The 24029-nt window shown below is 30.9% G+C and carries 41 protein-coding genes; 34 read left to right on the top strand and 7 right to left on the bottom strand.

The window, feature by feature from the left end:
• Positions 1 to 4: 4 nt before the first annotated feature.
• Genes DMB95_RS08860 through DMB95_RS08850 form a run of 3 tightly spaced genes read right to left on the bottom strand, consistent with a single transcriptional unit; the run spans position 5 to position 1735 of the window.
• Complete coding sequence (locus DMB95_RS08860) at positions 5 to 835, bottom strand: hypothetical protein (protein ID WP_142931769.1); 831 nt, start codon at positions 833 to 835, stop codon at positions 5 to 7.
• 1 nt (position 836) lies between these two features.
• Complete coding sequence (locus tag DMB95_RS08855) at positions 837 to 1529, bottom strand: hypothetical protein (protein ID WP_142931768.1); 693 nt, start codon at positions 1527 to 1529, stop codon at positions 837 to 839.
• Positions 1526 to 1735 (bottom strand): hypothetical protein, encoded by a 210-nt coding sequence (locus tag DMB95_RS08850; RefSeq protein WP_034906568.1) that lies wholly within the window; start codon positions 1733 to 1735, stop codon positions 1526 to 1528. Before DMB95_RS08850 ends, DMB95_RS08855 begins: the two co-directional genes overlap by 4 nt.
• Positions 1736 to 1916: 181 nt before the next feature.
• On the opposite strand from DMB95_RS08850, the gene DMB95_RS08845 reads away from it, so the two are divergent.
• The 32 genes from DMB95_RS08845 to DMB95_RS08700 all read left to right on the top strand — a co-directional run bounded on the left by DMB95_RS08845 (position 1917) and on the right by DMB95_RS08700 (position 19595).
• Positions 1917 to 2318, top strand: a complete 402-nt coding sequence (locus DMB95_RS08845) for a helix-turn-helix domain-containing protein (protein WP_142931767.1) — start codon at positions 1917 to 1919, stop codon at positions 2316 to 2318.
• A gap of 1707 nt (positions 2319 to 4025) precedes the next feature.
• On the top strand, positions 4026 to 4520 hold the full coding sequence (locus DMB95_RS08840) for a hypothetical protein (RefSeq protein WP_185906693.1): 495 nt from the start codon (positions 4026 to 4028) through the stop codon (positions 4518 to 4520).
• Positions 4521 to 4789: 269 nt separating this feature from the next.
• Positions 4790 to 5137, top strand: coding sequence for a hypothetical protein (locus tag DMB95_RS08835; protein ID WP_142931766.1), 348 nt, complete (start codon positions 4790 to 4792; stop codon positions 5135 to 5137).
• A gap of 77 nt (positions 5138 to 5214) precedes the next feature.
• Positions 5215 to 5370: a hypothetical protein gene (locus DMB95_RS09605; RefSeq protein WP_185906692.1), complete on the top strand. Its 156-nt coding sequence runs from the start codon at positions 5215 to 5217 to the stop codon at positions 5368 to 5370.
• A gap of 307 nt (positions 5371 to 5677) precedes the next feature.
• Complete coding sequence (locus DMB95_RS08830; RefSeq protein ID WP_142931765.1) at positions 5678 to 6157, top strand: single-stranded DNA-binding protein; 480 nt, start codon at positions 5678 to 5680, stop codon at positions 6155 to 6157.
• A 138-nt stretch (positions 6158 to 6295) separates the two neighbouring features.
• Positions 6296 to 6835 (top strand): coiled-coil domain-containing protein, encoded by a 540-nt coding sequence (locus DMB95_RS08825; protein ID WP_162056952.1) that lies wholly within the window; start codon positions 6296 to 6298, stop codon positions 6833 to 6835.
• 162 nt (positions 6836 to 6997) lie between these two features.
• A complete protein-coding gene (locus DMB95_RS08820) occupies positions 6998 to 7177 on the top strand; it encodes a hypothetical protein (RefSeq protein WP_142931763.1) in 180 nt (59 codons plus the stop codon).
• Positions 7178 to 7364: 187 nt separating this feature from the next.
• A complete protein-coding gene (locus DMB95_RS08815; RefSeq protein ID WP_142931762.1) occupies positions 7365 to 8330 on the top strand; it encodes a PD-(D/E)XK nuclease family protein in 966 nt (321 codons plus the stop codon).
• Between the two features lie 9 nt (positions 8331 to 8339).
• Positions 8340 to 8567 (top strand): hypothetical protein, encoded by a 228-nt coding sequence (locus tag DMB95_RS08810; RefSeq protein ID WP_142931761.1) that lies wholly within the window; start codon positions 8340 to 8342, stop codon positions 8565 to 8567.
• Between the two features lie 117 nt (positions 8568 to 8684).
• Positions 8685 to 8864, top strand: coding sequence for a hypothetical protein (locus DMB95_RS08805; protein ID WP_142931760.1), 180 nt, complete (start codon positions 8685 to 8687; stop codon positions 8862 to 8864).
• A gap of 11 nt (positions 8865 to 8875) precedes the next feature.
• Positions 8876 to 9013 (top strand): hypothetical protein, encoded by a 138-nt coding sequence (locus DMB95_RS09600; RefSeq protein WP_185906691.1) that lies wholly within the window; start codon positions 8876 to 8878, stop codon positions 9011 to 9013.
• Between the two features lie 91 nt (positions 9014 to 9104).
• Positions 9105 to 9542: a hypothetical protein gene (locus DMB95_RS08800; RefSeq protein ID WP_142931759.1), complete on the top strand. Its 438-nt coding sequence runs from the start codon at positions 9105 to 9107 to the stop codon at positions 9540 to 9542.
• A gap of 32 nt (positions 9543 to 9574) precedes the next feature.
• Positions 9575 to 10087: a hypothetical protein gene (locus DMB95_RS08795; RefSeq protein ID WP_142931758.1), complete on the top strand. Its 513-nt coding sequence runs from the start codon at positions 9575 to 9577 to the stop codon at positions 10085 to 10087.
• Between the two features lie 53 nt (positions 10088 to 10140).
• Positions 10141 to 10389 (top strand): hypothetical protein, encoded by a 249-nt coding sequence (locus DMB95_RS08790; RefSeq protein WP_142931757.1) that lies wholly within the window; start codon positions 10141 to 10143, stop codon positions 10387 to 10389.
• A gap of 151 nt (positions 10390 to 10540) precedes the next feature.
• On the top strand, positions 10541 to 11365 hold the full coding sequence (gene bet / locus DMB95_RS08785) for a phage recombination protein Bet (protein ID WP_142931756.1): 825 nt from the start codon (positions 10541 to 10543) through the stop codon (positions 11363 to 11365).
• A gap of 111 nt (positions 11366 to 11476) precedes the next feature.
• Complete coding sequence (locus DMB95_RS08780) at positions 11477 to 11794, top strand: hypothetical protein (RefSeq protein WP_142931755.1); 318 nt, start codon at positions 11477 to 11479, stop codon at positions 11792 to 11794.
• Between the two features lie 8 nt (positions 11795 to 11802).
• Positions 11803 to 12189 carry a hypothetical protein gene (locus DMB95_RS08775; RefSeq protein WP_142931754.1) on the top strand — a complete coding sequence of 129 codons (387 nt, stop codon included), beginning with the start codon at positions 11803 to 11805 and terminating at the stop codon, positions 12187 to 12189.
• Between the two features lie 15 nt (positions 12190 to 12204).
• A complete protein-coding gene (locus tag DMB95_RS08770) occupies positions 12205 to 12549 on the top strand; it encodes a hypothetical protein (RefSeq protein WP_142931753.1) in 345 nt (114 codons plus the stop codon).
• Between the two features lie 19 nt (positions 12550 to 12568).
• On the top strand, positions 12569 to 12817 hold the full coding sequence (locus tag DMB95_RS08765; RefSeq protein ID WP_142931752.1) for a hypothetical protein: 249 nt from the start codon (positions 12569 to 12571) through the stop codon (positions 12815 to 12817).
• A gap of 96 nt (positions 12818 to 12913) precedes the next feature.
• Entirely contained in the window at positions 12914 to 13285 is a 372-nt protein-coding gene (locus tag DMB95_RS08760) for a hypothetical protein (protein ID WP_142931751.1), read from the top strand.
• Positions 13285 to 13758: a hypothetical protein gene (locus DMB95_RS08755; protein WP_142931750.1), complete on the top strand. Its 474-nt coding sequence runs from the start codon at positions 13285 to 13287 to the stop codon at positions 13756 to 13758. The genes DMB95_RS08760 and DMB95_RS08755 overlap by 1 nt, the downstream gene beginning before the upstream one ends.
• A gap of 134 nt (positions 13759 to 13892) precedes the next feature.
• The gene (locus tag DMB95_RS08750) at positions 13893 to 14339 is read left to right on the top strand and encodes a hypothetical protein (protein ID WP_142931749.1); all 447 of its coding nucleotides are present in this window, start codon (positions 13893 to 13895) and stop codon (positions 14337 to 14339) included.
• Entirely contained in the window at positions 14336 to 14530 is a 195-nt protein-coding gene (locus DMB95_RS08745) for a hypothetical protein (RefSeq protein WP_052043136.1), read from the top strand. Before DMB95_RS08750 ends, DMB95_RS08745 begins: the two co-directional genes overlap by 4 nt.
• A gap of 20 nt (positions 14531 to 14550) precedes the next feature.
• Positions 14551 to 15096 (top strand): hypothetical protein, encoded by a 546-nt coding sequence (locus DMB95_RS08740; protein ID WP_142931748.1) that lies wholly within the window; start codon positions 14551 to 14553, stop codon positions 15094 to 15096.
• A 14-nt stretch (positions 15097 to 15110) separates the two neighbouring features.
• Positions 15111 to 15563, top strand: coding sequence for a hypothetical protein (locus tag DMB95_RS08735; protein ID WP_142931747.1), 453 nt, complete (start codon positions 15111 to 15113; stop codon positions 15561 to 15563).
• A gap of 79 nt (positions 15564 to 15642) precedes the next feature.
• Positions 15643 to 15939 carry a hypothetical protein gene (locus tag DMB95_RS08730; RefSeq protein ID WP_142931746.1) on the top strand — a complete coding sequence of 99 codons (297 nt, stop codon included), beginning with the start codon at positions 15643 to 15645 and terminating at the stop codon, positions 15937 to 15939.
• 341 nt (positions 15940 to 16280) lie between these two features.
• On the top strand, positions 16281 to 16562 hold the full coding sequence (locus DMB95_RS08725) for a hypothetical protein (protein ID WP_142931745.1): 282 nt from the start codon (positions 16281 to 16283) through the stop codon (positions 16560 to 16562).
• 83 nt (positions 16563 to 16645) lie between these two features.
• Entirely contained in the window at positions 16646 to 16903 is a 258-nt protein-coding gene (locus DMB95_RS08720) for a hypothetical protein (protein ID WP_142931744.1), read from the top strand.
• The gene (locus tag DMB95_RS08715; RefSeq protein WP_142931743.1) at positions 16900 to 17379 is read left to right on the top strand and encodes a hypothetical protein; all 480 of its coding nucleotides are present in this window, start codon (positions 16900 to 16902) and stop codon (positions 17377 to 17379) included. The genes DMB95_RS08720 and DMB95_RS08715 overlap by 4 nt, the downstream gene beginning before the upstream one ends.
• The gene (locus DMB95_RS08710; RefSeq protein WP_142931742.1) at positions 17380 to 18558 is read left to right on the top strand and encodes a toprim domain-containing protein; all 1179 of its coding nucleotides are present in this window, start codon (positions 17380 to 17382) and stop codon (positions 18556 to 18558) included.
• Positions 18559 to 18585: 27 nt separating this feature from the next.
• Positions 18586 to 19032: a hypothetical protein gene (locus tag DMB95_RS08705; protein ID WP_142931741.1), complete on the top strand. Its 447-nt coding sequence runs from the start codon at positions 18586 to 18588 to the stop codon at positions 19030 to 19032.
• Positions 19033 to 19058: 26 nt separating this feature from the next.
• Positions 19059 to 19595: a hypothetical protein gene (locus DMB95_RS08700; RefSeq protein ID WP_142931740.1), complete on the top strand. Its 537-nt coding sequence runs from the start codon at positions 19059 to 19061 to the stop codon at positions 19593 to 19595.
• Between the two features lie 105 nt (positions 19596 to 19700).
• Here the strand turns inward: DMB95_RS08700 and DMB95_RS08695 are convergent, their stop codons facing one another.
• Entirely contained in the window at positions 19701 to 20657 is a 957-nt protein-coding gene (locus DMB95_RS08695; RefSeq protein WP_142931739.1) for a tyrosine-type recombinase/integrase, read from the bottom strand.
• A 216-nt stretch (positions 20658 to 20873) separates the two neighbouring features.
• Here DMB95_RS08695 and DMB95_RS08690 point away from each other — a divergent pair, with 216 nt between their 5' ends.
• On the top strand, positions 20874 to 21128 hold the full coding sequence (locus tag DMB95_RS08690) for a mobilization protein (protein ID WP_142931738.1): 255 nt from the start codon (positions 20874 to 20876) through the stop codon (positions 21126 to 21128).
• A gap of 266 nt (positions 21129 to 21394) precedes the next feature.
• Here DMB95_RS08690 and DMB95_RS08685 read toward each other — a convergent pair whose 3' ends face one another.
• The 3 genes from DMB95_RS08685 to DMB95_RS08675 all read right to left on the bottom strand — a co-directional run bounded on the left by DMB95_RS08685 (position 21395) and on the right by DMB95_RS08675 (position 23509).
• Entirely contained in the window at positions 21395 to 21850 is a 456-nt protein-coding gene (locus tag DMB95_RS08685) for a Dps family protein (protein WP_142931737.1), read from the bottom strand.
• A 111-nt stretch (positions 21851 to 21961) separates the two neighbouring features.
• The gene (locus DMB95_RS08680) at positions 21962 to 22939 is read right to left on the bottom strand and encodes a cation diffusion facilitator family transporter (protein WP_442861453.1); all 978 of its coding nucleotides are present in this window, start codon (positions 22937 to 22939) and stop codon (positions 21962 to 21964) included.
• A gap of 138 nt (positions 22940 to 23077) precedes the next feature.
• The gene (locus DMB95_RS08675) at positions 23078 to 23509 is read right to left on the bottom strand and encodes a Sua5 YciO YrdC YwlC family protein (protein WP_142931734.1); all 432 of its coding nucleotides are present in this window, start codon (positions 23507 to 23509) and stop codon (positions 23078 to 23080) included.
• Between the two features lie 127 nt (positions 23510 to 23636).
• Between DMB95_RS08675 and DMB95_RS08670 the strand changes: the two genes are divergently transcribed.
• A complete protein-coding gene (locus DMB95_RS08670; RefSeq protein WP_137632521.1) occupies positions 23637 to 24020 on the top strand; it encodes a hypothetical protein in 384 nt (127 codons plus the stop codon).
• The last annotated feature ends 9 nt before the right edge of the window (positions 24021 to 24029 follow it).

Genomic DNA, 24029 nt, shown 5'->3' with positions numbered 1-24029 from the left:
TGCTTTAATAATTTTGGTATTCATCTTGGATTATTTGTTTGTCTCTTCTCTCTTTGTAGCCTTTATAAAAAATGGTAATATAAGGCAAAAAAGCAAAGATACACATAGAAAAGAGAATTTCATAGCCTGCGTCGTGTAAAGCTGGAATTGCATATTTATAATAAAATATATAAACTTGTTTTACTGAAATACCGCTGATAAAAGGTTCAAAAATCCACATAGTCCAATCAGCCCAAGAATATACAAGCTTTGGGTTTTCAAGTGAAATTTTCATTATCCACGAAAAAAGAAGAAAAATTGCTATACCTTTAAGAAGAAAAGAAGCACTTCTACCATTCATTAAGGCAAAAATAGCTCTTCTTGTAAGTAAGCCTTTGTAATATTTAGAGATATATACCATAAAAAGCGTTGTAATAACAATAGGTGCGTATGAGCTTAAGCTAAAAAATAATTGTTCTGTTTGTGTAATAGGCTCATTTTGAAAATAGTATTTATAGCTTGGATAAATCACTTGCAAAAAGCAAAGCAAACACGAAAATATAAAGCTTTCAAGCATACCACTTTTAAAACCTATTTTAAGATAATCCCAAATTTGTTCCAAAGTAAAGTATTCTTTTGGAATTTCTTCGCTTCGTTCTTCTATAATGTGATAGCGTTGAATTTCGCTTAGGGCATTGAGTATATTTCTACCTCCAAGCCATTCTCTTTCTTTTGCTTCCCCAAAATCTAAGTTTGGGTGGGCAAATTTACCTGAACCATATTGATTAACATCGCCCTTATTACCTATACCACCAGTGCTTGGTCTTGATGATGAGGTGTTGTTTGTTTCTGTCATTTTATCTCCTTAGTTCTATGCTAATTTTTTCATTAAGCTGCGTAGCCAAAGCCTTAATTTGTTCCTTGCTTGGCTTTGTTGCACAATATACTTTTACTTCCTTGCCAAAAATTCTTTGTGTGGCATATACTCCACAATCACTAAGTAATTCTTTTGCTTCGGCTAAATCCACATCGCTATGAATTCTACTAAGTGTAATTTTTATTTTAAGTGAATGTTTGCGATATTTTTTAATATGAAAATACATTTGCTTATCAATTTTATAAAAATGGCTTTTAATATCTTTTATAAAAAGAAATTTTTTTGGAGCAAAGCCATAACCAAGTTCTGTCATTACATCAAGTCCTAAGGCTTTAATCCTTGTAATTCTACCTTTGATGATATTATTTTTTGCAAGAGTTTTTGATTTGAGATTTGCAAGCCTTTCTTCGTTAGATATATCAATAAGATTGCTTATGAAATTGTCAAGTATAGCTTGGTAGGTATATCTTGTAATTTTAACTTCTCTAACTCTTTTTTCTTTAAATCTATTATAAAAAGTTTCATAAAAACAAAGTTTATTATTTTTCAATTCATCACTTATTTCTCCATAATTACCGCTTTCTATGATGGCTGTTTTTAAGCATTTAATAACTCTATAAACTTCAACATTGTATTTTTTAGAAAGTCCTTGTATAAAATCCAAGCTTGTCATTTCTTTTCTCTTAAATGCGGAAACTCGTGGTAAAATATTTCAAGTAAGCCATTTTTTTCAAGTGCTTTCAAAACCTTTGGAACGACATTTTTACCTGATATAGTATTATAAAAGCTTGCTTTGCTAAGATTGTTTTGTCTTAAAAAATAGTCTGTTCTTATTCCTCTATTAAATAATTCTATAACTACGAGATGTTTTCTTTTCACTGAAATACCTTGTAAAAATTTTAATAAAAATTATAGCATTAATATTCCTAATAATAATATTTTTTTATACATATTTGATAAAATAATATTATTATTAGGAATATTATAATATCTTTAATTATTTTTATTAATACTAAATTAAGAATATATTTTTAAAATTTGTTAAGTCGATTTTAAAGATATGAATGATAAGATAAATAAATTTTTTCTAGGAATTAAGGTTATGATAGAGAATAATATTGAGCAAGAATCTCACGAAGATAAAGATACAGCCAATCAAGTTGAAATTGGGCAAAGAATAAAAGAAATAAGAGAACTAAGTGGTTTAAGTCAAATTGATTTTGCTAAAAAAATGGGACTTCTGCAAAGTTTTATGTCAAGAGTAGAGCTTGGAAAGATTAATTGTCAAGCAGATATAATTTGCTCTATGCACGAAATTTATGGGGCTAATCCAAATTATATTTTATTAGGATATGAGCCTAAATTTATCAGCAACAACCCATTTAAAGAAAATGTTCTTAAAAATGAAAAAGAAAAGGTGCTGAAAGAATTGGAGAGTTTTGTAAGTAATCTATATAAGTAACTTTTTTCATACGCTGTTAAAAATAATCTTCCAATAAAAAAACTTCTCTTTGTTATAAAAACTAAGATTAAACTACCTTTCATATTAAATTAAATTGAAAATGCAAAGGTAGGTTAAAGTTTATCAAAATTTTAATTCCATAAAAGCCTTGCAGACAGTTTGTAGTGTAAAAATAAAAATACAAAGGAGCTTATATTAAGATTGTAAAATCTAAGGAGCAAATGAAATTGTCTTGTTTGTTAGCAGAGTTAAGCTAAATCAAAGGTATCTATTTTTTTTTTTTTTGAATTTAGAATTTTTAAAGAAAAATTAAAATTTAAATTTAATTTCTTTAAAAATAATTTATATTTAAATTTTCTTTTTTTTATTTACTAAATTCTATAAATTTACTATAAGGCTTCTATTATGACACTTCCAAAATCTATTATGACACTTCCACTTTTTTTGAAAAAATATGCTTTAAAATACTTGCTGTATAGGTATTTATGCAGATTCCAAATGAACTTACAAAAGTCTTTCAAAGCATTGTTTTTAAAATTGTATTATGAGTATATGGGCTTTCAAGTCCTTTAAAAAAATGAAAACTTCTATTATGACACTTCCAAAATCTATTATGACACTTCCGCAAAAATGTAGAAAGGAATAAAATTTTTGATTAAAAAACACAAAAATGCCTTATAAATAGGGATTTTTTTCTATTATGACACTTCCATAGCCTATTTTATAGGCTTTTGAGAGTTATTATTTTGATAGAATGTTATCATTTTATGTTAAAAAGGATTTTTGAAAGTGATTTTTCTATTATGACACTTCCATTTTTTTCAAAGGTAAAAAAAGAAGTAATTTTTTAAGAAAATATATATTCTTTTTGAATTGCTATGAAATGGTGTTTTAAAAGCATTTTTTAATGAATATAATAAGAGCTGTGAGAACAATGATAAATATGATATTTTTGTCTATTGACATTTGAATTTTGCTCCGTTATAATACCGACATTTAATTCATTTTATGAATAGGTTTTAGCAGTTAGGATAAAGCGTCCTCGCCCCGCTCCTAACCGTGCTTGCGGTTTCATTACTGTCTAAATCGTGGTTGAGTTATTTAAGACACTATCGGTTAATTCTTAGCCGATGTAAAACCCTTTTAATTGCTGGGAAGCTCTTAAAAAGTTAGATTTTTAAGATAAGTTTTGCGTGCTTACTCAATAACGCAATAAAGTAGCTTTTAGGGGATATTTATATCCTTTAACGGAATACTTTAAAGGGATTAATTACCGCTTGATCTCAGAAATGAGTTTCAAGGCAAATAGGGTAATGTCTATTGTATGGTAAAAACATTAATCCAAGAGGCAATCAGCAGCCAAGTGCCTAAGTATAATTTATATTATATATGGCAAAGGTTCAGAGACTATCGAAAGTGGGTTTAAGAAATAAAGATAAGGACAAATTTGTGCTTTGCGTAAATAATAAGCAGGGCAAAAATTTATCAAAAGACTTTGCTTGGAGTGTGCTTATTGTTGTATTACAATTATTTTACACTCTGACAAAGCACAAATTTGTCCTTTGAATTGATTCTTAAATCAAATGAGTAGAGTAGAATGTAAGCAGTATATCTTTTTAATTTTTTCCCCTTATTTTTTTTATCTAAATTGAGTTGTAGAGTAAAGACTCTATTTTTTAATCATATATTTTACGAGGAGATTTCATTATGGCTGAAAAACAAAATACCGCCACTAGTAGTGGCAAAAATGCACAAAGCACCAATACTCAAAATGCAAGAACAACACTTAGCAGAAGTGAAATTATACAAAGAAACACAGAAAGAAAGAAAAGAGTCATCGATCAAAATACTAATGCCGCTGTATTTGTAAGTGATTCAAAGGCTGGAACTCAAATATTTTTTAATTTGAGAATGATTGATTCTTTAGATTCGGCTATTAGGCGTGTGTGGGGCGATAAGCTTGAAATGAGTGAGGTGGAAGTATGGTTCTCAGGATTGAGAGAAGTTCAAGATAAGCTTAACAAGCTTCAAGATGTTGGTATGGAGTTGCTTGTAAAGGCTGATAGCCCAAGAGACATCAACAATAGAATACTTAGAAATGCAGTTGTTGAAAGAATTGCCACTAAGAAAAAAATAGATAATCCTCCTGAAGTTAAAACAGAGACTAAAGAGGATATTAAAGCCACCACTAAGAAAAAATAAGGGGGATTTTGGATATGCAAGACATTCCAAAGAGAGGGCTCTGCTAGAAATAGCAAAAATATAGTCCGTTCTTTATCGTGAGATAAAGCTGTCTGCTTTTTACACAAAAACTTTCAAGCGTGTAGTTTTATGTGAAAGTAAGGCGTATACAAAAGTTGCGTTTTGTATAGAACATCAAGAAAATTTTTATTTACTGATACCCACACGCTTTTTTGTTCCTTTTTTTAGGAGCATTCAACTTTGATGTTTCTAAAATTTAGGAGGAAACAATGTTTGATTTTATACTAATGAATGATTTTGCACTTTTAGTTATTGTCGTAATGTCTGTTGTGCTTGTTTCTACTATTCTTTGTGCCGTTCTTGCTGCCGCTATTCAATCTGAGATTGAAAGCTATTTAAAGCAAAGACGCTACAAAAAAATGCTTGTTCTTGAGGGAAAGCTCGATTTCTTTGCGAGTAGACGACTTCAAAGCAAACCATATAGCAAGGCTTATTTTTTCTTTGACAGACAATGCGAATTGGGAATACTTGCTTTACTTCCTTATTGGCGTGAGTTCAATCAAGAAAAATATCGCTATGTTACTAAGGCACAACATACGAGATTGCCAAACTTTTAGTCTTTTTAGACTTTTACACTAAAAAGTCTATTTTATAGACTTTTCTTACATTTTTATGTTATACTCAAGGAGACATAATGCTAGAATTGTTTAAAAACATTAATTTAGGTTTTTTCGTTAATAGCACTTATGGGCTTATGAATGGAAATTTTACCTTTCTTAATGTTATGTTAGCTGTGGTTAGCACCATTGCAATGGGTGCTTGTATCATTTTTGGAAAAAAGGAGAAATAATGACAGGAGATGGTTTTACCCTTGTTTGCATAGGCTTTAGTCTTTTTACTATTGCTTATGTAGCTTATCAATATCTTAAGCTTAAAAAAACAGAAAAGAAAAATAAAGCTTAACTCTCATTAATGGCTTTTAGTTAAGCCATTCTCTCCCTTTTTACTTTCAAACACTTTTTCACAATCCCTTTTGGGATTGCTTTGTTTTGTTTTAAACAAGCAAAATAAGAGCATATCCCTTATAGGGTTAGGTATGTTCTCTTTTGTTTGTTTAAGACAAAAGTCTTAAATTTTTTTGAAAGGAGAACATCACAATGTTCAATCAAATCCAAGTTTTAGGTAATCTTACAAAAGATATAGAGTTGAGTTATACTCAATCAGGAAATGCTTTTGCAAAAGGTTCAGTTGCTTCCAATCGTAAATATAAAACCAAAGATGGCGAAGAAAGACAAGAAACAACATTCTTGAATTTCATTGCTAGTGGTAAAATTGCTGAAATATGCAATCAATACCTTAAAAAAGGTTCTAAAGTATTTATGACAGGTCGCTTATCTCAAAATAACTATACTGATAAAAATGGCAATAGTCAAACTTCTTATCAGATAGTTGTTGAGAAAATTCAATTCCTTGATGTAAAGCCACAAAGCAATAGTAATGCTTCTAATCAAGCTACTCAGCCAAATGCTAATCATCAAGGTGTAAAACAAGCTCCTGCTCCTGTTACTTCTAATATTGAATTTAACGATATAGATCCTGATAATCTTCAACGAGAGGGAGAGGAACTTCCTTTTTAGGTTGTTGCCCAAACTTTAGCTCCTTTTTGGAGCTAGTCTTTTTTTCTACTCCACATCAAAGAGTAAAATTCAACTTCAAATTTTTAACTTTCGCATTTTTATGCTACAATACAAGGAAAGAATATGCAAGGAAACACTATGCAAAAAGATTATTTAAGTGATGGTGCCAAAGCTCTTGTAGCAATTTTTATTAAAGAACAAACTGAAGAATCAGCCATTAAAATGCTCAATGAGATAAGCAGGCAAAATGTTCTTAGTTCTGAAAATATAAAAAATATTGCTATAGATGAAATTCGCAAAGAGCTTTGGAATCTCGTAACAAAAGATGAGTTTAAAGCTGAGATTAGAGCTTTAAGGACTGAGATTTTAGCTACTAAAAATGAGTTAAAAGCTGAAATTGCTGAAGTAAGGACTGAAATTGCTGAAGTAAAAGCTGAACTTAAAGCTGAAATTGCTGAAGTAAGGACTGAAATTGCTGAAGTAAGGACTGAAATTGCTGAAGTAAAAGCTGAACTTAAAGCTGAAATTGCTGAAGTAAGGACTGAGCTTAAAGAAGACATCAATAAGCTTAAGTATCAAGGTATTTTTTGGCTTATAGGCACTGCTGTTGCTACTGTTGTAACTATAGTCGGTGCAGTTTGGGCAATGCTTTCATTTGCTTTAAGCAATATCGCTTAACTTACTCATTAAATCACACTCCACCCTCGTTGAGGATAAAAGTTTTATCCTCAATAGGGATACTACACTTTTATCCTTGTTTTGCTTGAAGATGAGTTAAATAAGCTTAAAGATTAACTTTGAGTTTATTTTTAATTTTTATCTATAATACAAGGAGAAAATATGCAAATAAACATACTCAAAGCTTCACTTTGCGAAGCTGATGATGGCAATGTTGAAGCACAAAGAACTAAAGGAGAAACTGAATATATAGTTTTTTTAGAGAAAGTAGTATTCAGTAATAAATCAACTCCTATTAGCAACGAAGAAGCATTTAATATAGTCGAAGATATTATCAACTAGGCTAGGGCAAATGCTTCAAAGGAAATCAAAGAATAAATTGCTGCAAATAGTTGATCGGTAAACACTATTTCTTAATCAAATTCCACCCTCGTTGAGGATAAAAGTTTTATCCTTAATAGGGATACTACACTTTTATCCTTTCATCATTTTGAGCTTTGACAGGCTCGTTCTTTTGAAAGGAAAATTTATGTCAAATCAAACTTCAGTAAATAAATTTGAAGCATTTATTGCTATGAATTTACCTAAAGCACTTAAAAAAGCAAGTGAAGATAGTTTAGGCGATAGAAGCACTTATGTTGGTTCATCTGACATTGGTGGTTGCTTACGCAAAGCCTATTTAGATAAAATTTCAGAAACAAATTATGATTTAGCAACACTAATCAGGTTTCAGCGTGGACATATTTCTGAAAATATAGTTGCTGCTATGCTTGATGGATTAAATTATGATAAACAAGTTGAGTGCAAAAGCGAATTTGAGGGCTTTGAGCTAAAATCTCATATTGATTTTTTGCTTAAAGCTCCAAAAGAATTGGTAATAGTTGAGGCTAAAAGCGTGCAAAGTGAAGTTGACGCCCCTTATCCATCTTGGGTATTTCAGGTGCAATATCAGCTTCATCTTTTAAAACAAAGCACAAATAAGCCTTTAAGAGCCTTTGTTATTGCATTAAATATTAACACGGGTTGGCATAAGGTTTTTGATGTGCCTTATAACGCTACTCTAGCTGAACTTGCACTTAGCAATGCTAAAAAATTAATTCAAGCTTTGCAAACAAAAGTAGAACCTGAACCTAAAGAACAGCTGTATTGCTCAACTTGCCCTCATAAAGCAAGTTGTCCTCTACTCACTAAAGGAGTGCAAACTCTTAGTGATGATACTTTGACACTTGGCAGAAAACTCACTGAGCTTCACGCTAAGAAAAAAGAAGTAGAAAAAGCTTTAGAAGAAGCAAAAGCCGAATTTGAAGAGCTAATGAGGTCTTTAGAATTAAGCAAGGTTAAAGTTGATGAAAATTTTATTTCACTCACTAAGGATAGCACTAGCGTGAGTTTTGATACAAAGGCTTTAAAAGACAGCGAACCTGAGCTTTATGAAAGTCTTTATGCAAAGTATCAAAAAACAACAAACCGCAAGGGTTATCTAAGCATTAAGTAAGGAGATAAAATGACTATTTCTTACACACCAAATACCACATTTCCACCTATGATTGAGGATATTTCTCCAAAAGAAATAGCGGAGCTTTTTATTGAGTATATTGATACTGATGAAAAGATTGTGGAATTTACAGACAGATTACTTAGTTATTTTAACACCCACCCATTGATTGTGAATTTAGAGCTTTCTTTAGCAAAGCCTATACTTAAAAATAGCAATTTTATTGGGAGGAGTTAAGAGAAGATTGAGTTATTTTGTTTTAAGCCCTAGTTGGGAGATATTTAAAGCTCCTTGCTAGGAACTTTATTATCTCCTTTACTTTTTATCATTTTGATTTTACTAAAGGAGTAAAAAATGAGAACACCAACACAACAAGAAATCAAAGACTGCATAGCCTATTTTAAAGGCAAAGGAATCTACGCTTATGAAAATGATGGCAAAGTTATAGTTAGCTTTGATATGGAAGATATATCCATAGAAATTTCAGCTGATGAAGTAATAGAGCGTGCAGAACTTTGGAATATGGAAAATTAAAAGGAGACAAAATGAAAACAAGATTTACCCAAAGAGATAACAATATTGAGCTTGCTTTTAAGCGTGAAATATCCTTGCATACAAGGGTAAGTAAAGATAAAAGTAAGTTTAGTCGTAAAATTAAGCACAAAAATAAAATTTATGCTTAAACTCTTTTAAATCTCAGCCCAAGTTGGGGATATTGTGCCCCATTATGGGTATTTTATCCTCTTTTTTATTTTTTATTTCAAAGGATTTTTGATGTCAACAAGATCAAATATAGGTTATATAGAAGATGGTAAAGCTAAGGTTGTATATTGTCATTACGATGGTTATTTAGATTGGATTGGAAAGCTTCTTTTCAAACATTTTAATAGCCTAGAAAAAGCGAAAGAAATTGTTGCTTTAGGTGATTTGTCTTCTTTGAATGAGAATCTTTATCCAGGTGATGGTATAGAACATAGCTTCGACAAAAGAGAATCTGGTGTTACAGTAGCTTATCATAGAGATAGAGGAGAAGAGCTAGAAATTAATGAATATGAAGTTTCAAAAACTAATCCTCTTGAAGACTTGAAAAAGTTGAATGATGTGATGATAGAGTATGTATATATATTCTACCAAAACCAATGGTGGGTTAAGTATGAGTCTGTAAATCACTTCGTTTTACTTGAAGATGAGTTAAATAAGCTTAAAGATTGACTTTAAGTTTATTTTTAAAAGGAGTAATTTTTATGACACTTAAAGAATTTATTTTTGATGATATAAGGGATAATCGCTATTTTCGTAGTGAATTAGAGGCTTTAGCTTTTGGTTTTATTAGAGATGATGATTTGGACTTTTTTCCAAGTCTCAACACTTATCCTAAACTCATCAAAGAAAGAAATATTGACACTTCAGATAATGATTTGATCGATAATTTCAACAATCTTCTCAACAAACATTGTTATTTTTTAAGGAAAAATAGCTTTTTGAGAACTTATCTTGAAAAGCATATTAGCTTTGATATGGCTGTAAATATTGCAATTAGGGTAGAATATTATTCTTATGACAATGAAGTTTTTTTACTTTCTAATGAAAGTAAAAAACTTTACAAAACAAGAAAGATTGAAAATCCACGATTTGCAAAATTATTGCTTGATATAGCAAGACTTGTTAGAAGAACCTATGAGGTAGTTGCTCGGTCTTATTATGAAGAATATTTAAGATACCACTACAATAAAGACGAATTTAAACAAGGTGCCTAAAGTTTAAATTTTAGGTTTATTTTCAATTTTAACCACACTAATTAAGGAGAACAATGTTTGAAGACGAAATCAAGATACCAAACAAAGAGCAGTTTGTTAAATTTGTGAAATTTCGCAATACAGTTGCCAAAAAGATTAAAAAAGATGGGATATATGCTTACAAAATGGAAGCACCTCGCCCTTTTCTTAAACGAAAGGCTAGAGATATTCTTTCTTATAAGAGTCTTGATTGTGATGAGCGAAAGATAGCCGATAGGCTGTTTACAGAGTTTGAATTGTATGTTGATACAAATCTTATTTAAACAAACATAGCTCGATAAAATTTAAAAGTCTTTTTAAATTATTACAACCCTCGTTGAGGATAAAAGTTTTATCCTCAATAGGGATACTACACTTTTATCCTTTCATCATCTTTGAGCTTTGACAGGCTCATTCTTTTGAAAGGAAAACACTATGTCAAATTTACAAATCATCAAACATACTACCGATACTTGGCTAAACAAAGAAGAAATAGAATTTGTTAAAAAACAATTCTTTCCTCAAACAGCAAATGAGCTTGATATTGCTTATTGCTTAGAAATTGCCAAACAATTCAATCTTAACCCTATCACAAAACAAATCTTTTTTGTCCCTCGTAGAGCTAAAAACGATAATGGTGTATGGATAGAAAAGGTTGAACCTCTTGTTGGTAGAGATGGCTTTTTAGCTATAGCTCATAAATCAGGAGAATTTGGTGGTATAGTCACAAAGGCTTTCATCAAGGAAGTTCCTAAGCTTATAAATAATAAGTGGAAAATGGAAAGTGATCTGGTTGCAGTTTGCGAGGTTTTTAAAAAAGGTTGTGAAAAACCATTTATTGTTGAAGTGGCATACGGAGAATATGTCCAATTAACAAAAGAGGGTAAGCCTACACAATTTTGGCAGAGTAAGCCTGAAACAATGATAAAAAAAGTTGCAGAGTCTCAAGCCTTGCGTAAAGCTTTTAATATCAGTGGTTTAATGGCTCTTGAAGAAGTTGGCATTGGCACGCAAAATGCAAATGGAGAAATAGTGATTGATGCTCAAACCATTGAAGCAAGTGTAGATATACAAGCTGAGAATGCAAAACTCATTAAAGAAGAGCAAGTTGCTTTAGAAGCACTTGGTCTTAAATATGAGTATAAGGAGGGTTGGATTAAGGTTATAGGTTCTACTTATGGGCTTAGCGATACTCTTATAGGTCTTAATTATTCTTTTTACAAGGATAAAGGCATTTGGGCTAAAAAACTCACTGCTTAAACACTTCATCTCAGTTGGGGATAGAAAAAAATATCCCTAGCTGGATATTTTTTTGTTTTATCCCTTTTTTAGTAGAAGCTTTATGCTTCTTTACTTCAATAAGGTCTTACAATGATTTATTTATGCACAAATAAGCTTTCAAATAGCTATAAAATAGCAATTGCTAAAGGCTTAAGCAAAGAAAAAGAAGAAAGTTTTAAACACGCTCTTGCATATTTTATTAATGTTCAAAGTGATACTTTTTCTTTTCAAGAAGCTTATAAAAAGCTTTATGCTTGCTTAAAGTTTATTTTACTTGAAAATCTTTCAAAAGGCTATCATCAGGTTTTAATACTCTTTACAGCACTCAAAGCCATTATCAGTGAATTTACAAATAGTTTTAAAGTTTCTTTTATAGAACTTTATGAACAAATTATACCAAAACATTAAGGAGAAAAATGAATTTGGTTGTAGCAAAAATAGATATGGAATTGGTAAATTATGAGAAAGTTATTAATTCTGTAGAAGACTACGCATTTGAGTGGAATAAACTTAGTCCGCTTGAAAAAAAGGCTATACAAATTTGTGAATTAATGGAGTTTAATCCTGTGCAATTTGTATTCAATAATCAAAAACTTATTACTTTAAATGATATGCAACTTGGCAAATTAAGACTTGAATGGGACTTGGATAATGATATACCACACCCAGATTATTATGTTGAGAAACTCGAAGATGTGGTGGATTTGCTTAATGCTTTTTATGAGGACTATAGCTTAGACTTAGAAAAAGCTCAAGACAGATCAGTGCTTACTTTCGAGGAATGCATATTAGAAGAAGTATGATAATAAAGGAAAAAAATGACACTGCAAAAATCAGATATTTCACTAATGGAGAAAAAAGAGTTGTTTGAAGATTTCTTTGAAAGGAATTTTCATCAAGGTATCTATAATCCTGCTTCATTGCAAGCTTATAGCGAGCATTCTTTAGTGTGGGATAATGAGGGCTTAACACTCTTTGAAAATAGAGCTAAAGAAGCAAAAGAAAAGCTTGAACGCTTTGGTTATGAAGTAGCTATTTTGTGTGATAGCCAAGCTCGCTTTGGTTCAAAAGAAAATAAAATTTTAGTTTTTGCCGACAATAAACAAGCTTTAGAAGAGGTAAAAAGCTATTTTTTATTTAACTATAACTATGAGGAAAAGTAATTTTACGAAAGGAAAGACATTGAACAAATTACCCATTATACCAACCAAACACTTTATAGATCAACTCGGAGAAAGATTTTTTGATTTATCGGTTATAAATTTAATTTATATCGAGATAGCTAAAAATACTAATCCAAATTGCAATCTTTTTGAAGTAAGTAATGGCATAGCTACCATTGTCGCTAAATTTGAGCGTGAAAAAGGTGTAGTAAAGCTTATTACAGGTTGGAAAGGAAATCGAAGGAAAGAAAGTTTTGACAAACTTTAGTTGCTCTTTTAAGAGTCTTATGCTTGGAAAAGCTTAAAGTCTTAAATTTTTATTTTAGAGACTTTGGGTTTGTTTATTTTGCACAAAGGATACACAATGACATTAAACATTTTTATTAACAATTCAAAAAGTGCTAAAGCTTTGCCACAACATAAAGCAGATGACAATGTAATATACTATTTTAATAGGGATTATACCGAAAATAGCGAAGAAACATTGTATGAGCGTTTATTTAAAGAGCTGAAGCAACTTCTTGATAAGGCAGGAAAAGATTTTTCTCGCTTAGGTAGAGTTCGTGTAGTTATTAGAGAAAGTAGCCTTGATCAAAGTGTTACTTTTAGAATGACTGATGAAAACAAATTTGGCGTGTTTAAAAATTGGGTTAACGGCAATAATATTTCTCCTAAAATGTGGAATATTTGGTCCAAACTCAATAATTACTTACTTGACTTAGAGGAGGTAGCATAATGCAAGAATTAACACAAGAAATTATTGATGAACTTAACAAAGATTATGGTAGTGAGTGTTTTGCATTTAGCAAAAAAGGCTTTACTATCAAATACACAGGAGCTTTGAAAGAGTGGTTTAAAGAATGGGATTTAAATGAACAAGGTTTTAACAGAGAACCTATCTTATCAGAGATGGATTTTGCTAAGAATTTTGGAGATTTTAGAGATCATTTTTTAATTCCTAATGGTATGTATTTGGTAGATTATTGCCCTGACAATGACTTGCTTTATCCAAATGGTTTTGGAATTACCAATGCTCCTATGTTTGGTTTTGGAGGACTTTTCGCTTTCAACTCTGATCCTGATGCTAATTTAAAACCAAGATATGTATTTCTATATTTTAATAGTTATCTTGTTTTGGATTGGCTTAAGGAGCTTTTAGAGCAAGGAGAAGTTACCTTTGAAACTTTTATCAATAATGAAGATGATTAGTTTTTAAGATAATACTTACAAACAATTTTTTAGTTGCCTTTTATAGGCTTTTACACTACACCCACAGGGGATAGCTTTATCCTCTTTGGGATTTTGTCTATTTCTTGTGAGGCTTTTGCAAGAAAGGACAAAAAATGCAAACTTCAACATTATTAGTTACTGATAACAGTAGCTTCATCACTTTAGTTGCTTCAAAAATAGCTAGAGCCCTAGCTTATAAAGAAGCTAAAAAAACCAAACAATCTGTTGATTTTCTTATCTCTTTGTTTTCTAGGCAAGTAAAAAATAGCATTAAAACTACCACTCATTTTGTGGATAGAGTAGTGCAACGCTTTACTGCTGAAGAAGCAGATATTCTTTACACGGCTATTTCAAGGGCTGTTCGCAATACTAAACCTTTGGAAAATGGTCGTTATCATAACGCAGTATCTCAAAAATTTGTTGATGACTCAGGCATAGTTATAGTGCTTGAAAGACAAGGTGAATTGGGAGCTGTTTTAGTAACTACTTATAAGCAGGGTGGAGAGAATTTATTAAGCGATGAAGAAGTAATGGACTTAAGAAAGAGAGGTATTTTATGAGTTTAGTGTGTATTTTAGGCTATATAAGCTTATTCTACCTAGCTCTTTGTCTTATTTTAAGCTTGATTTCTTGGGCTGTAAATAAGACTATGCAGCAAAATTTGAGATTATGGAAGCCCATACGCTCTTTGCGTTGGTTTCTAACTCAGCCTTTGCTATGGCTAGAAGAACTCTTAGAAAACAAAAATTAACTAAAAATAAAGGAGAAACTATGGTTATTAAAATAGTAGAAGAAAAGAGTAGAGTGCTTGAGTTTGGTAAGATTGATTACTACAATATAGGAAGAAAAATTAATGCAGTAAGTGTTGATTTTGGCTTTAAGGTAATGAGTGATGGAACTTACCGCTTTAGTGTATGTGGAAATATCTGGAATTTAAAAAGGACAGATGTTATTCATTGTGGTCAATGTCTTGATACCAAAGAGCTCGATAAACTTGCAAAAGAACATAAAAGTTTTGCACTCATTAGAGAGCTTTGGAGTAAGTATCATTTAAATAACTTGCACGCAGGCACTAAAGAACAAGAAGAAGCTTTAGCTATGGCTTATGAAAAAGGTGCTTTGAGGAAAAACTCGGATTATGATGAAAGATGCGAGTATCTTAAAAGCATAGGTTTGTATGAGGTTGAACATAAGGGATCGCTTTATCGTTATGGTAGTGCTTGGCTTTATAATCCAATCCCTGATGATGCACTTGAACAAATCAATCTTATCTTAGATAAGACTAAGTCAATACTAGAGCTTGATGCTTTACTTTAACAAGGGGGAGAACAATGACACAAACTAATACTGATGAAATAATATATTGTGCTCCATCAGCAGAAAAAAGAAAAGATGTGTATGAAACAATAAGGAGTAGATTAAATGAAAGGTGTAGAGGAGTTGCTAAATACTTTTTCAAAAGTATAGAAGAATCAGCTTTTAAACACTACAATGACTTGATTTTAGATGACATTTGTGGTTTTTTAAATTTAAGTTTTGGTGTATATGACTCTGAGGAATTTGAGCTTGATGAAGAACAACTTGTGCTTACATCAGGTTGGGGAACTGTAAAGCATAAAAATAGGATTTGTGTTGAATTTTTTATTTATAAAAATGAAGCCAATCCTGACTTAGAGCGTTTAATTTATGTGCCAATTAAAACAAAGGTTAATGAGGCTATTGACAAGATAATACAAGCGGTGCAAGCTTATAAATCTAAGTCTAAAGAACCAACTTTGTTTTAATTATTTTACACATCAGTTGAGAATAATTTATTTGTTCTCGTATGTTTAACAAAAATTTACACATTTTAAAGGAGAAACAATGGGTTACAGAGCACATTTAGTTGCAAAAAGAGTAGTTGAGTATAAAGGTTCTTTATATGAAGATAACTACAACAAGTTAAGTGAGTTTTTTGAGAGACTTGGAGTTCAGTATTATGACACTGAAAATCAAGAATATCTTGAGGTTGACACAGAGGATTTACTTGCCCTTAAAGACAAGCTTGATAGCTTAGAACTTAATGAGCAAGAAAGAGATGATCTTTCTAGTTTGATTCATATAGCACAAACAGCTCAATATGCCAAAGATGATGGTTTTGTTCGTCTTGAGTGGTTTTAATACTCTTTTTTAACTCACACACAACCCCAAGTTTAGGGATTTGCAAAAGTCCCTATGGGGATTATTACGCAATTCCCTTTCATTATTTTTTTTAAAAGGAAAATTATGCAAAATCAAACACTTAAAACAAAAATAAGTAAAGAAGTTATCGACTTTATCTCTTTGATAAGTTTATTTTTTCTTTCTATGATTATTTTTGCTTTTGTAGGTTGCCCTCTTATTGCTAGTATAAGTCTTTTGCTTATTTATATATTAAGTGTGTCTTACACAATAAGATGGCTTTTTTTAGGAGCTTTAGCTCTTTATAAAAATTTAAAATCTCAACACAAAAAGGAGACAAAATGAAATTAGAAGATTTTTCAAAGTTAGAAGTGCCAAGTATGTATAAAGCTCTTGATGATATGCTTAAACCTTTAGAAGTGCATTGTTTTTCTTCAAGAGATAAGAGCATAGCTGAGTTTGAGCTTGATGAGCTTAAAGAGGGCTATGAAAGCATTAAATTTTGCTTGATAGATGAAGATGGACATACCCAAAGAGATACTATAAGCCAAGCTTATGTGCTTAATGGTGTCAATTCTCATAAGCAAGCTCTTATAGCATACTTTAAAACACTCTTTCTTTGATTTCTTTTGTTTATTCCAACAACACTCTTAGTGGGTAATAAAACCTACTTTAATATTATTTTGCATTTTATAAAGGAGAAATTATGCAAATTATATTAGCTTATACCAATAGCGATACACTCATTCCTGAGCTTAAAATTTTTTCTAGCAAAGAGTCTGCTAGAAAAGATATAAAAGAGCATTTAGATACTAAAAATTGTCAAGTTATTTCTGATGAAGAAATAGATGAACTTTTAAGGGATTTAAATTGCAAAAAAGCTATTTGGGGAACTTTATATAGTAGTAATAACGATTGCTATGAAATAGTTGCTACAGGCTTGCTTATAGGAGATAAAAAATGAGTAAGAGCTTGGTTGATGAATTTCAAAGTTTGATAAGTCCTTTTTCAGATCAAGAAGTTCAAAGAGCGATAAAAACTCTTTATGTTGTTTATAACGACAGAATGGACTTGGAATTAAAAGATTGCCCAAATCATCTTTACAATCTTGTCAATGAAGCACTTATTGCTCGAGTTTATGAGAGTTTAGCAGAAGTAAATCTTATGCAGATTATTCTTGATAAGCTTAAAGACGAAGATTTTATTGAATCTATAGCTTTAGAGCTTGATAAGGTTTGTAATGTGGGTTATCTTGGCTACAAGATGGACTATATTGATGAGGGACAAACAGAGCAATTTCTTTTTTACTTTGATAAGGATTGGTATGAGACACTTACAAAGGATTATAAAGAAAGATTTAGCAAACTGCCAGCTTGGGCACATTTTTTCTTTAAAAATGCCAAATTGGTTGATTATAACACATATTTTAAAGGACTTTAAATGAAATATGATTTGGAAACTTTAGCTCATATACCCATAAAAGATGTTTTAGAAGCTCTTGGAGCAGTTCCTGCTAGAAATGGTAGGAATTTTCATTGCTTTAATGTGGCTTTGCACAAAGATAATGATAGGAATGCTTCTATGGCAGTCTATGAAAGGACAAATTCTTGTTCTTGCTTTGCGTGCGGTATTTCAGGAACACCTATAAATATTACTAAGGCGTTTTTCAATGGGGATTTTAAACAAGCTGCCGAGTTTTTACATTCACACTTTAATATACCAACTCTTGATAATAATATTGTCAAGCAGGTTAAAGTAGCTTTTACACCAAAAATTACAAAAGAAAAAGTCTATATGATTTTTGATGAAAATAAAGAGTATGCGGACATTAAAGATTTAGATGCTTATCTTAGTCTTTATCCTAGAATGAGTGAGGCTCAAAAGCTAAAACTTATTTATACTTCTTTATATAGGTTTTCACTTAAAACCAATCAAAAACCAAAAGAAAGTTATTATCTCAAACGAGGTATTACCAAACTTCATTTGGTAGATAAAATAGGCTTTTTAAGTTACAATGATGTCAAAACCTTAGAAAAATACTTACTAGAACGCTTTCCTTTAGAAGATTTAATCCGCTTTAAGCTTTTCTCAAAAACAAGGAAGACTTTTAATTATGCTTTTAATATAGCTGTTGTGCCAAATTTTGATTTATATTCAAATATGGTTGTAGGCTTTTCTTTTAGAAGTGTAGATAGTTCTTATAAGGGAGCTAAAGAAGTTAATATTTCTTGCTCTGATATAGTCTATCCTATGCCTTTTGGCTTAGAAAATGAAAGCTTGAGAATGTCTAAGTGGATATGGATTTGCGAGGGACACATCGACTTGCTTTCTTTAAGGCAATATTATGAAAATTCAGATGATGTATGCTTTATCGCTTTTAATGGTGTATTTGCTTATAAAGAAGAGTTTTTAACCTTATTAAAAGGCAAGAGTAGAATAGTGATAAGTTTTGACAAAGATGAGGCTGGTATTAATGGCGAAAAGGCACTAAGAGAACATTTAAATTTACTTAGAATACCTAATCTCACTGCAAGGTGGGACTGTGTAGATGGGATAGACTTAAATGATTTATTGTGTGCCAAAAAGTTAAATACCCTAACATTTGATGAAGCTATCTAGCTTCATCTTTACACAAAAGGAAACATTATGCAAAAAAGAATAGAAGCTTATTATGTTGGCTTAGGAGAAAGATTTTTTGGTTCTTGTTCAACTACCGAAATATCTTTAAAACTATGCAATTTATGTGGTTCTTATTCATCTGTTGAAGAAGCTTTAAGGTTATGTGATTTGTATGGCTTTAAGTCTTTAGATGAGCTCATCTTAAAGCAAATTGATTCAAGAAGAGTAGAGATAAATAAAGGAGGGTATATAGATCCTGTTTCTGAAGTTCATATGAAAGCAATGGAGATCGCTGAAGATGAACTTTTAGATTTTGGTGTAGATATAGTTTTTATGTTAAATTGGAGTGAACAAGGATATTCTATTCGGCTTTTTTGCGATGATTTCGAAAAAATTGACAATTTAGATAGTTCTAAATTCTCTCCACTTCTTAAGACTTTATTAGAACAAGTAGTTTTAGTAATGACTTGTTAATTTAACAATTATGAAAGGAAATAATTATGTTATTAATTAAAGAACATAAAGAAATATATGAGTATTTATCTAAAAATACAAAATGGTTTAGCAAGGTTGTAGATAAGATATTTTATTTTCCTATACCTAGAGATGAACTCATACCTACAAAATGGTTTAAGGGATATGTAGATAATACACGGTTTCCTAAACATACAGATGGACATATTCAAGTTAAAAGTGACAAACATTATATAGGATTTGAAACTAGTCTTATAGGAAGATTTTTTATGGATACACCTAATCCTAACGATAAATTTCTCCAATTGCTTTATTCATTAGATAATCATAGATGGATAGTTGGAGATGAACCTACTCATTTGGTGATTCAGTCAGTTATTTCAAATGGAATTGAGAAAAATGAAGTGTTTGTAGCGAATTTAGATAAAAAGCCTACAAAACTAATTCCAATTGAAGATACTAAGTATAGTGATATACTTTTAGTAGGGGCATTTCCTAAGGATTTTACATTCAAGCCTATAATAGATAAATTATCTGATGAGCTTTATGAACGCAACAACTAAGAGATACACTACAATAGAGAAGATAAGCCTCTTTAGGCTTTCTTGCTCTAGCCCTTATTTTTCTTTCAAAAGTCTTTTTTAAAGGTTTTTAAAAGAAAAATTCTTTTAAAATCCCACCAAAACCTCTGCTACATTTTTAGCTGTGGCTTTTGCATAAATGGTTGTGGTGTTGATATTAGAATGCCTTAGTATTTTTTGTATAACCAAAGGACTAACTCCCCTATCAGTAAGTCTCATTGCCAGAGTGTGTCTTAATAAATGTAACCCTTTTTTTGATATAAGACTTTTTTCATAAATTTTATTAATGATAGCAAAGGCATTTATTCTATTAAGTGGAGTATGATTTTTTGTTTGCATAATCAAAGCTTCATTATCAAGAATACTGCTTAGAAATTCTAAGTCACCAGCTATCTTTTCTTTATCTATGTAAGCAAATTGTTCTTTGCCACCTTTAGCTAATATTTTAATAGCATACATTTCATCTTGATCGTTAAAGTCTTTTAATTTTACACTTAAAGCCTCGCTTATTCTAAGTCCTGCGTGAAGCATTAATTTAATAAGCAAAGCATTTCTATAAGATAGAAAATCACTTTTCTTTGCTTTTTGATTTTCTATATACTCGCTTAATCTCAAAATTTCATCTTCATTAAGATAAATGAGTTTCTCTTCGCTTTTGGTATTGTCAAGTTTGATCTTTTTAAAGGCAAAATCAAAAGTATAATTTTCATCGTTATTTTCAGTGATAAAAGCAAAAAAAGAACGAATTGCTTTAACATAAGCACTTTTTGATGATTTTGAAAGTTTATAACCATTTTTAAGCTTTTTTGCGTTATTGCACGCTTTTTCTTCCAAAAATTGCAAGAAAGCTATGATATAAGCTGTTTTTATGTGCTTAATAGACATTTCATCTTGAAACTCAAGGCTATACTCAATAAATTCATTAATTACTCTCTTATATAGCAAAATTGTGTTTTTTGAGTAGTTAAGGGCTGATATATGCAAAAAATATGCCTTAGACCAAGTCTCTAAATCTAAAATAAAGTCATTTTTACTTAGTTTCATTAGAAATTCTCCATTTTGTATAACATACTATTTAGTATGTTATATTTTTTATCTTGACTTCTTGCAAAAAATGATGATTTTGCAAGCTTTTTTCTTTATTAAGTTATGTTATATAAATATAATTATATATTATTTTTACTAATAAATATAGCTTATATATAAAATATTTGCAAAAATGTGCTATAATATACTTAAATTTATAAAAAAGGACTATATATGGAAAATAATGCGAATAATGAAGTCAAAGAAGCGGTTTTGAGCTTAAATGGTTCTAAAAAGACTATAATGACACAAAAGAGACTTTCTTTTGATGAAAAGACTATGAAGCTCATAGAAATGATGCTGCCTCTTTATAAGGAACAATTTGATGATAACCTTAATGAAAATGAAAAAATCACTGCTTTAATTCAAGTGGCATTAAAACATCTCTTTAATACAGACTTTTCTAATAAAATTAAAGAATTTTCATAATTTCAAAGATATAAAAATGAAAGCAAAAAAGTTAGGTTACACATAGCTAACTTTTCTACTAACTTTTTAAAATATATATTATTAAATTACTATATTAATGATATTTAAGCATATATATTCAAAGTCCCCCCTTGATACCAAAACTTCTTAAAACTTCTTTAATGCTTCACGATTATATATTTAAAAAGTATAATAAATTTAAAAATCTTAAAGATAGATGAGAATTTCATAAAAGAAAAAGCAAGGCGTCAATGCCTTGCTTGAGTTTATTTTGTTTTGCAAGAATTTTCTAAAGTAGAATCAAGCATCCAAAGTGCTTTTTCAAGATGAGCGATTTTATCTTGAGCAAGCATTGAAGTTGTTGTATCTCCTGCTTTTGAAGCGACTTCATCAAGCTTTTTAAATTCTTTTAAAAGATAGTTATAATCTTCCTTAACAAGCTCTAAAACTTCTAAAGTTGTAAAGCAGTCTTTTTGCGCCTTTGGTGCTTTAGCAAGCTCGCTAAGCTCTTTAGGGCAAACAAGGGCTTTTTCTTTGATTTGCAAAAGTCTTTCAGCAACATCATCAAAAAGCTTTGCCATCTCTTCATACGCTTCTTCGGTGTATTCGTGGATTGCAAAGAACTGCAAACCTTTTACATTCCAATGATAATTGTGAAACTTAATCCACAAACTATGTGCATCAGCTTGAATTTGAAGCAGTTGTTTAGCTACATTTTTCATTTTTTCTCCTTTTGAAATTATTCGTTTTGATTATATCATAATTTTTCTAAATAATAAAATTTATTGATTAGAATTTACATATTTTTCAAAAAAATACAACGCCAAAAAGTCTCAAAGCCACTTAGGATCAGCTGTAAAGCTTACTCGAAGCCAGATATTATAACTTGGAATTTCTAAAGCTTTTTCTATACGTTCTCTTATATGATCAAACTCTTGCACGCTTTTGGGCTTAAAATTTTTTTGCGTAAGTATATTTACTTCAAGCATATAAAAGCGTCCGGATTTTGCCAAATGCGTATCATAGTCACTAAAACCAAACTCAGTGCTTAAATTTTGCATGATCTTAGTGATCCTTTCATCAAGCTCAGGTGGTGCGATCATCATCAAATCTTTCAAATTTTCACACGCAATACGAAGTGGCGAAACGCACAAAAACAAAGAAAGCAAAGCCAAAAGCACAGGATCGATATAAGGAGTGACAAAGCTCATATCATACTCGAAAAAATTTGCTATATAACTTAAAGTAAAAGCAAGCAAAGCCGCAAAATACAGCACGCTATCGATCTTCCATTCAGTATTATCCACCTTAATCAAATCAGAACGCAAGCGTCTAGCAAAAACCAAAGTATAAGCAAAAAGCACACTAGAAAACAAAAATGCGAAAAAGCTATACACTGCACCAGCTTCAAACTCTACCTCATAGCCACCATTTATGATACTATGAAGCGCATTGATAAACGCATAAATACACACAAAAACAAGCACTAAAGACTTAAAAAGATTGACCATAGGCTCAAAACGCACATAGCCGTATTGAAACACATCATCATCTTCTTTATAGATATAACGAGAGCTAAGCACGCTTAAAAATCCAAGTCCAACGCTTAAAAGTGCGACAAAGCCATCAAAAATCACTGCCATTGATTGTATGCTCATACCAAAACTGATACCAAAGATAGCTAAAAACAGGGCGGCAAACATAGATACTTTAAGTACAAATTGTTCTTTTTTGTTGCTGTATTGCAAAGAAAAAGCATTTTCTCTTGAATCTTGTCGAAGCTGATTATCTCGCACGCTCTTACTTTGCATACTGAAAAAATTTGAAAAAAAGCTAGAAAGCAAACTCATAAAAACTACTCTTATCTTTTAATAATGCTTATTATCTTTGCAAAAATCACACTCATCTTAAATTCCACAAAACAAGTCAAAACCCACCTCTTTTATGCCTTATACACAGGAGCGAATTTTTCTTATCTTGCTTCTGCCAAGCCTTAAAATTCTTGAAGGCGTATCCTCAAATAATTCTTCATCGATGATAACATCAGCCTTATGTCTTGCCCATTGCTCATCAAAGGCTTTTTTGTGCTTGTTTGCTGAACTTGAAAAAAGCCAAGTGTGGGATTTTAAAAAATTTTCATGAGGATGATCTTTAATCACGCGAAAACTTTTTAAATTTGGATAAATAAAACTCGTTTTTTTCGCTTTTCGAACAAAATTTTTGTGTTTATTTGGCACACGAGTAAAGCCTAAAAGCACTGAAAACTCAGCCATACAAATCAAGCAAGGCGTTGATAACGAGCGATTTTTAACAGCATTGAGCTCTTTATAATCCTTGCTTAAAAAGCCCGCTGTAGTGTCTGTTTGTGCAAGATAAATCATCATTTTGCCTTTTTGTTTATCTATAAAGTATAGCAAATTTTTTGAAATTTAGAAAATATTTTAAATTCACTTTGGCTTCACTTAAATATCTTACAATTTTACGAAATTATACTTTAAGGAGTTTTACATGAAAACCAAAACAATTCTTGCTTCTTTGTTGCTCTCAAGCTCACTTTTTGCTGATAGCTGGCTTCAAGGAACCGTTTTAGAAGTTAGAGACGCTGAAAAAAGCGTGGTGATCGAAACGATCTATTCTGGTCCTATGCTTGTGAAAATTTTGCCAAGCACAAGGATAGAGCTTGATGACTGCGGTTGGTTTGGCACAGACAATATCTTTGAAGATGGCACTTTTAGGGATTTGAAAGTGGGCAGATACTTAGAAATTGATGCGTATTATCCAAACTATCCGGGCGTAAGCAATGTGCCTAATGCAAACCCAACTGCACCAAATGCAAACGCTGTGCCTGTAGCAACTAAAGTTGAAGTGCATTGCCGCAAAGCTGCGTATTAAGCTTAAAAT

It is taken from the genome of Campylobacter sp. MIT 12-8780 (assembly GCF_006864535.1).
GTDB lineage: Bacteria > Campylobacterota > Campylobacteria > Campylobacterales > Campylobacteraceae > Campylobacter_D.
This window is presented reverse-complemented; position numbering and strand designations above follow the sequence as displayed.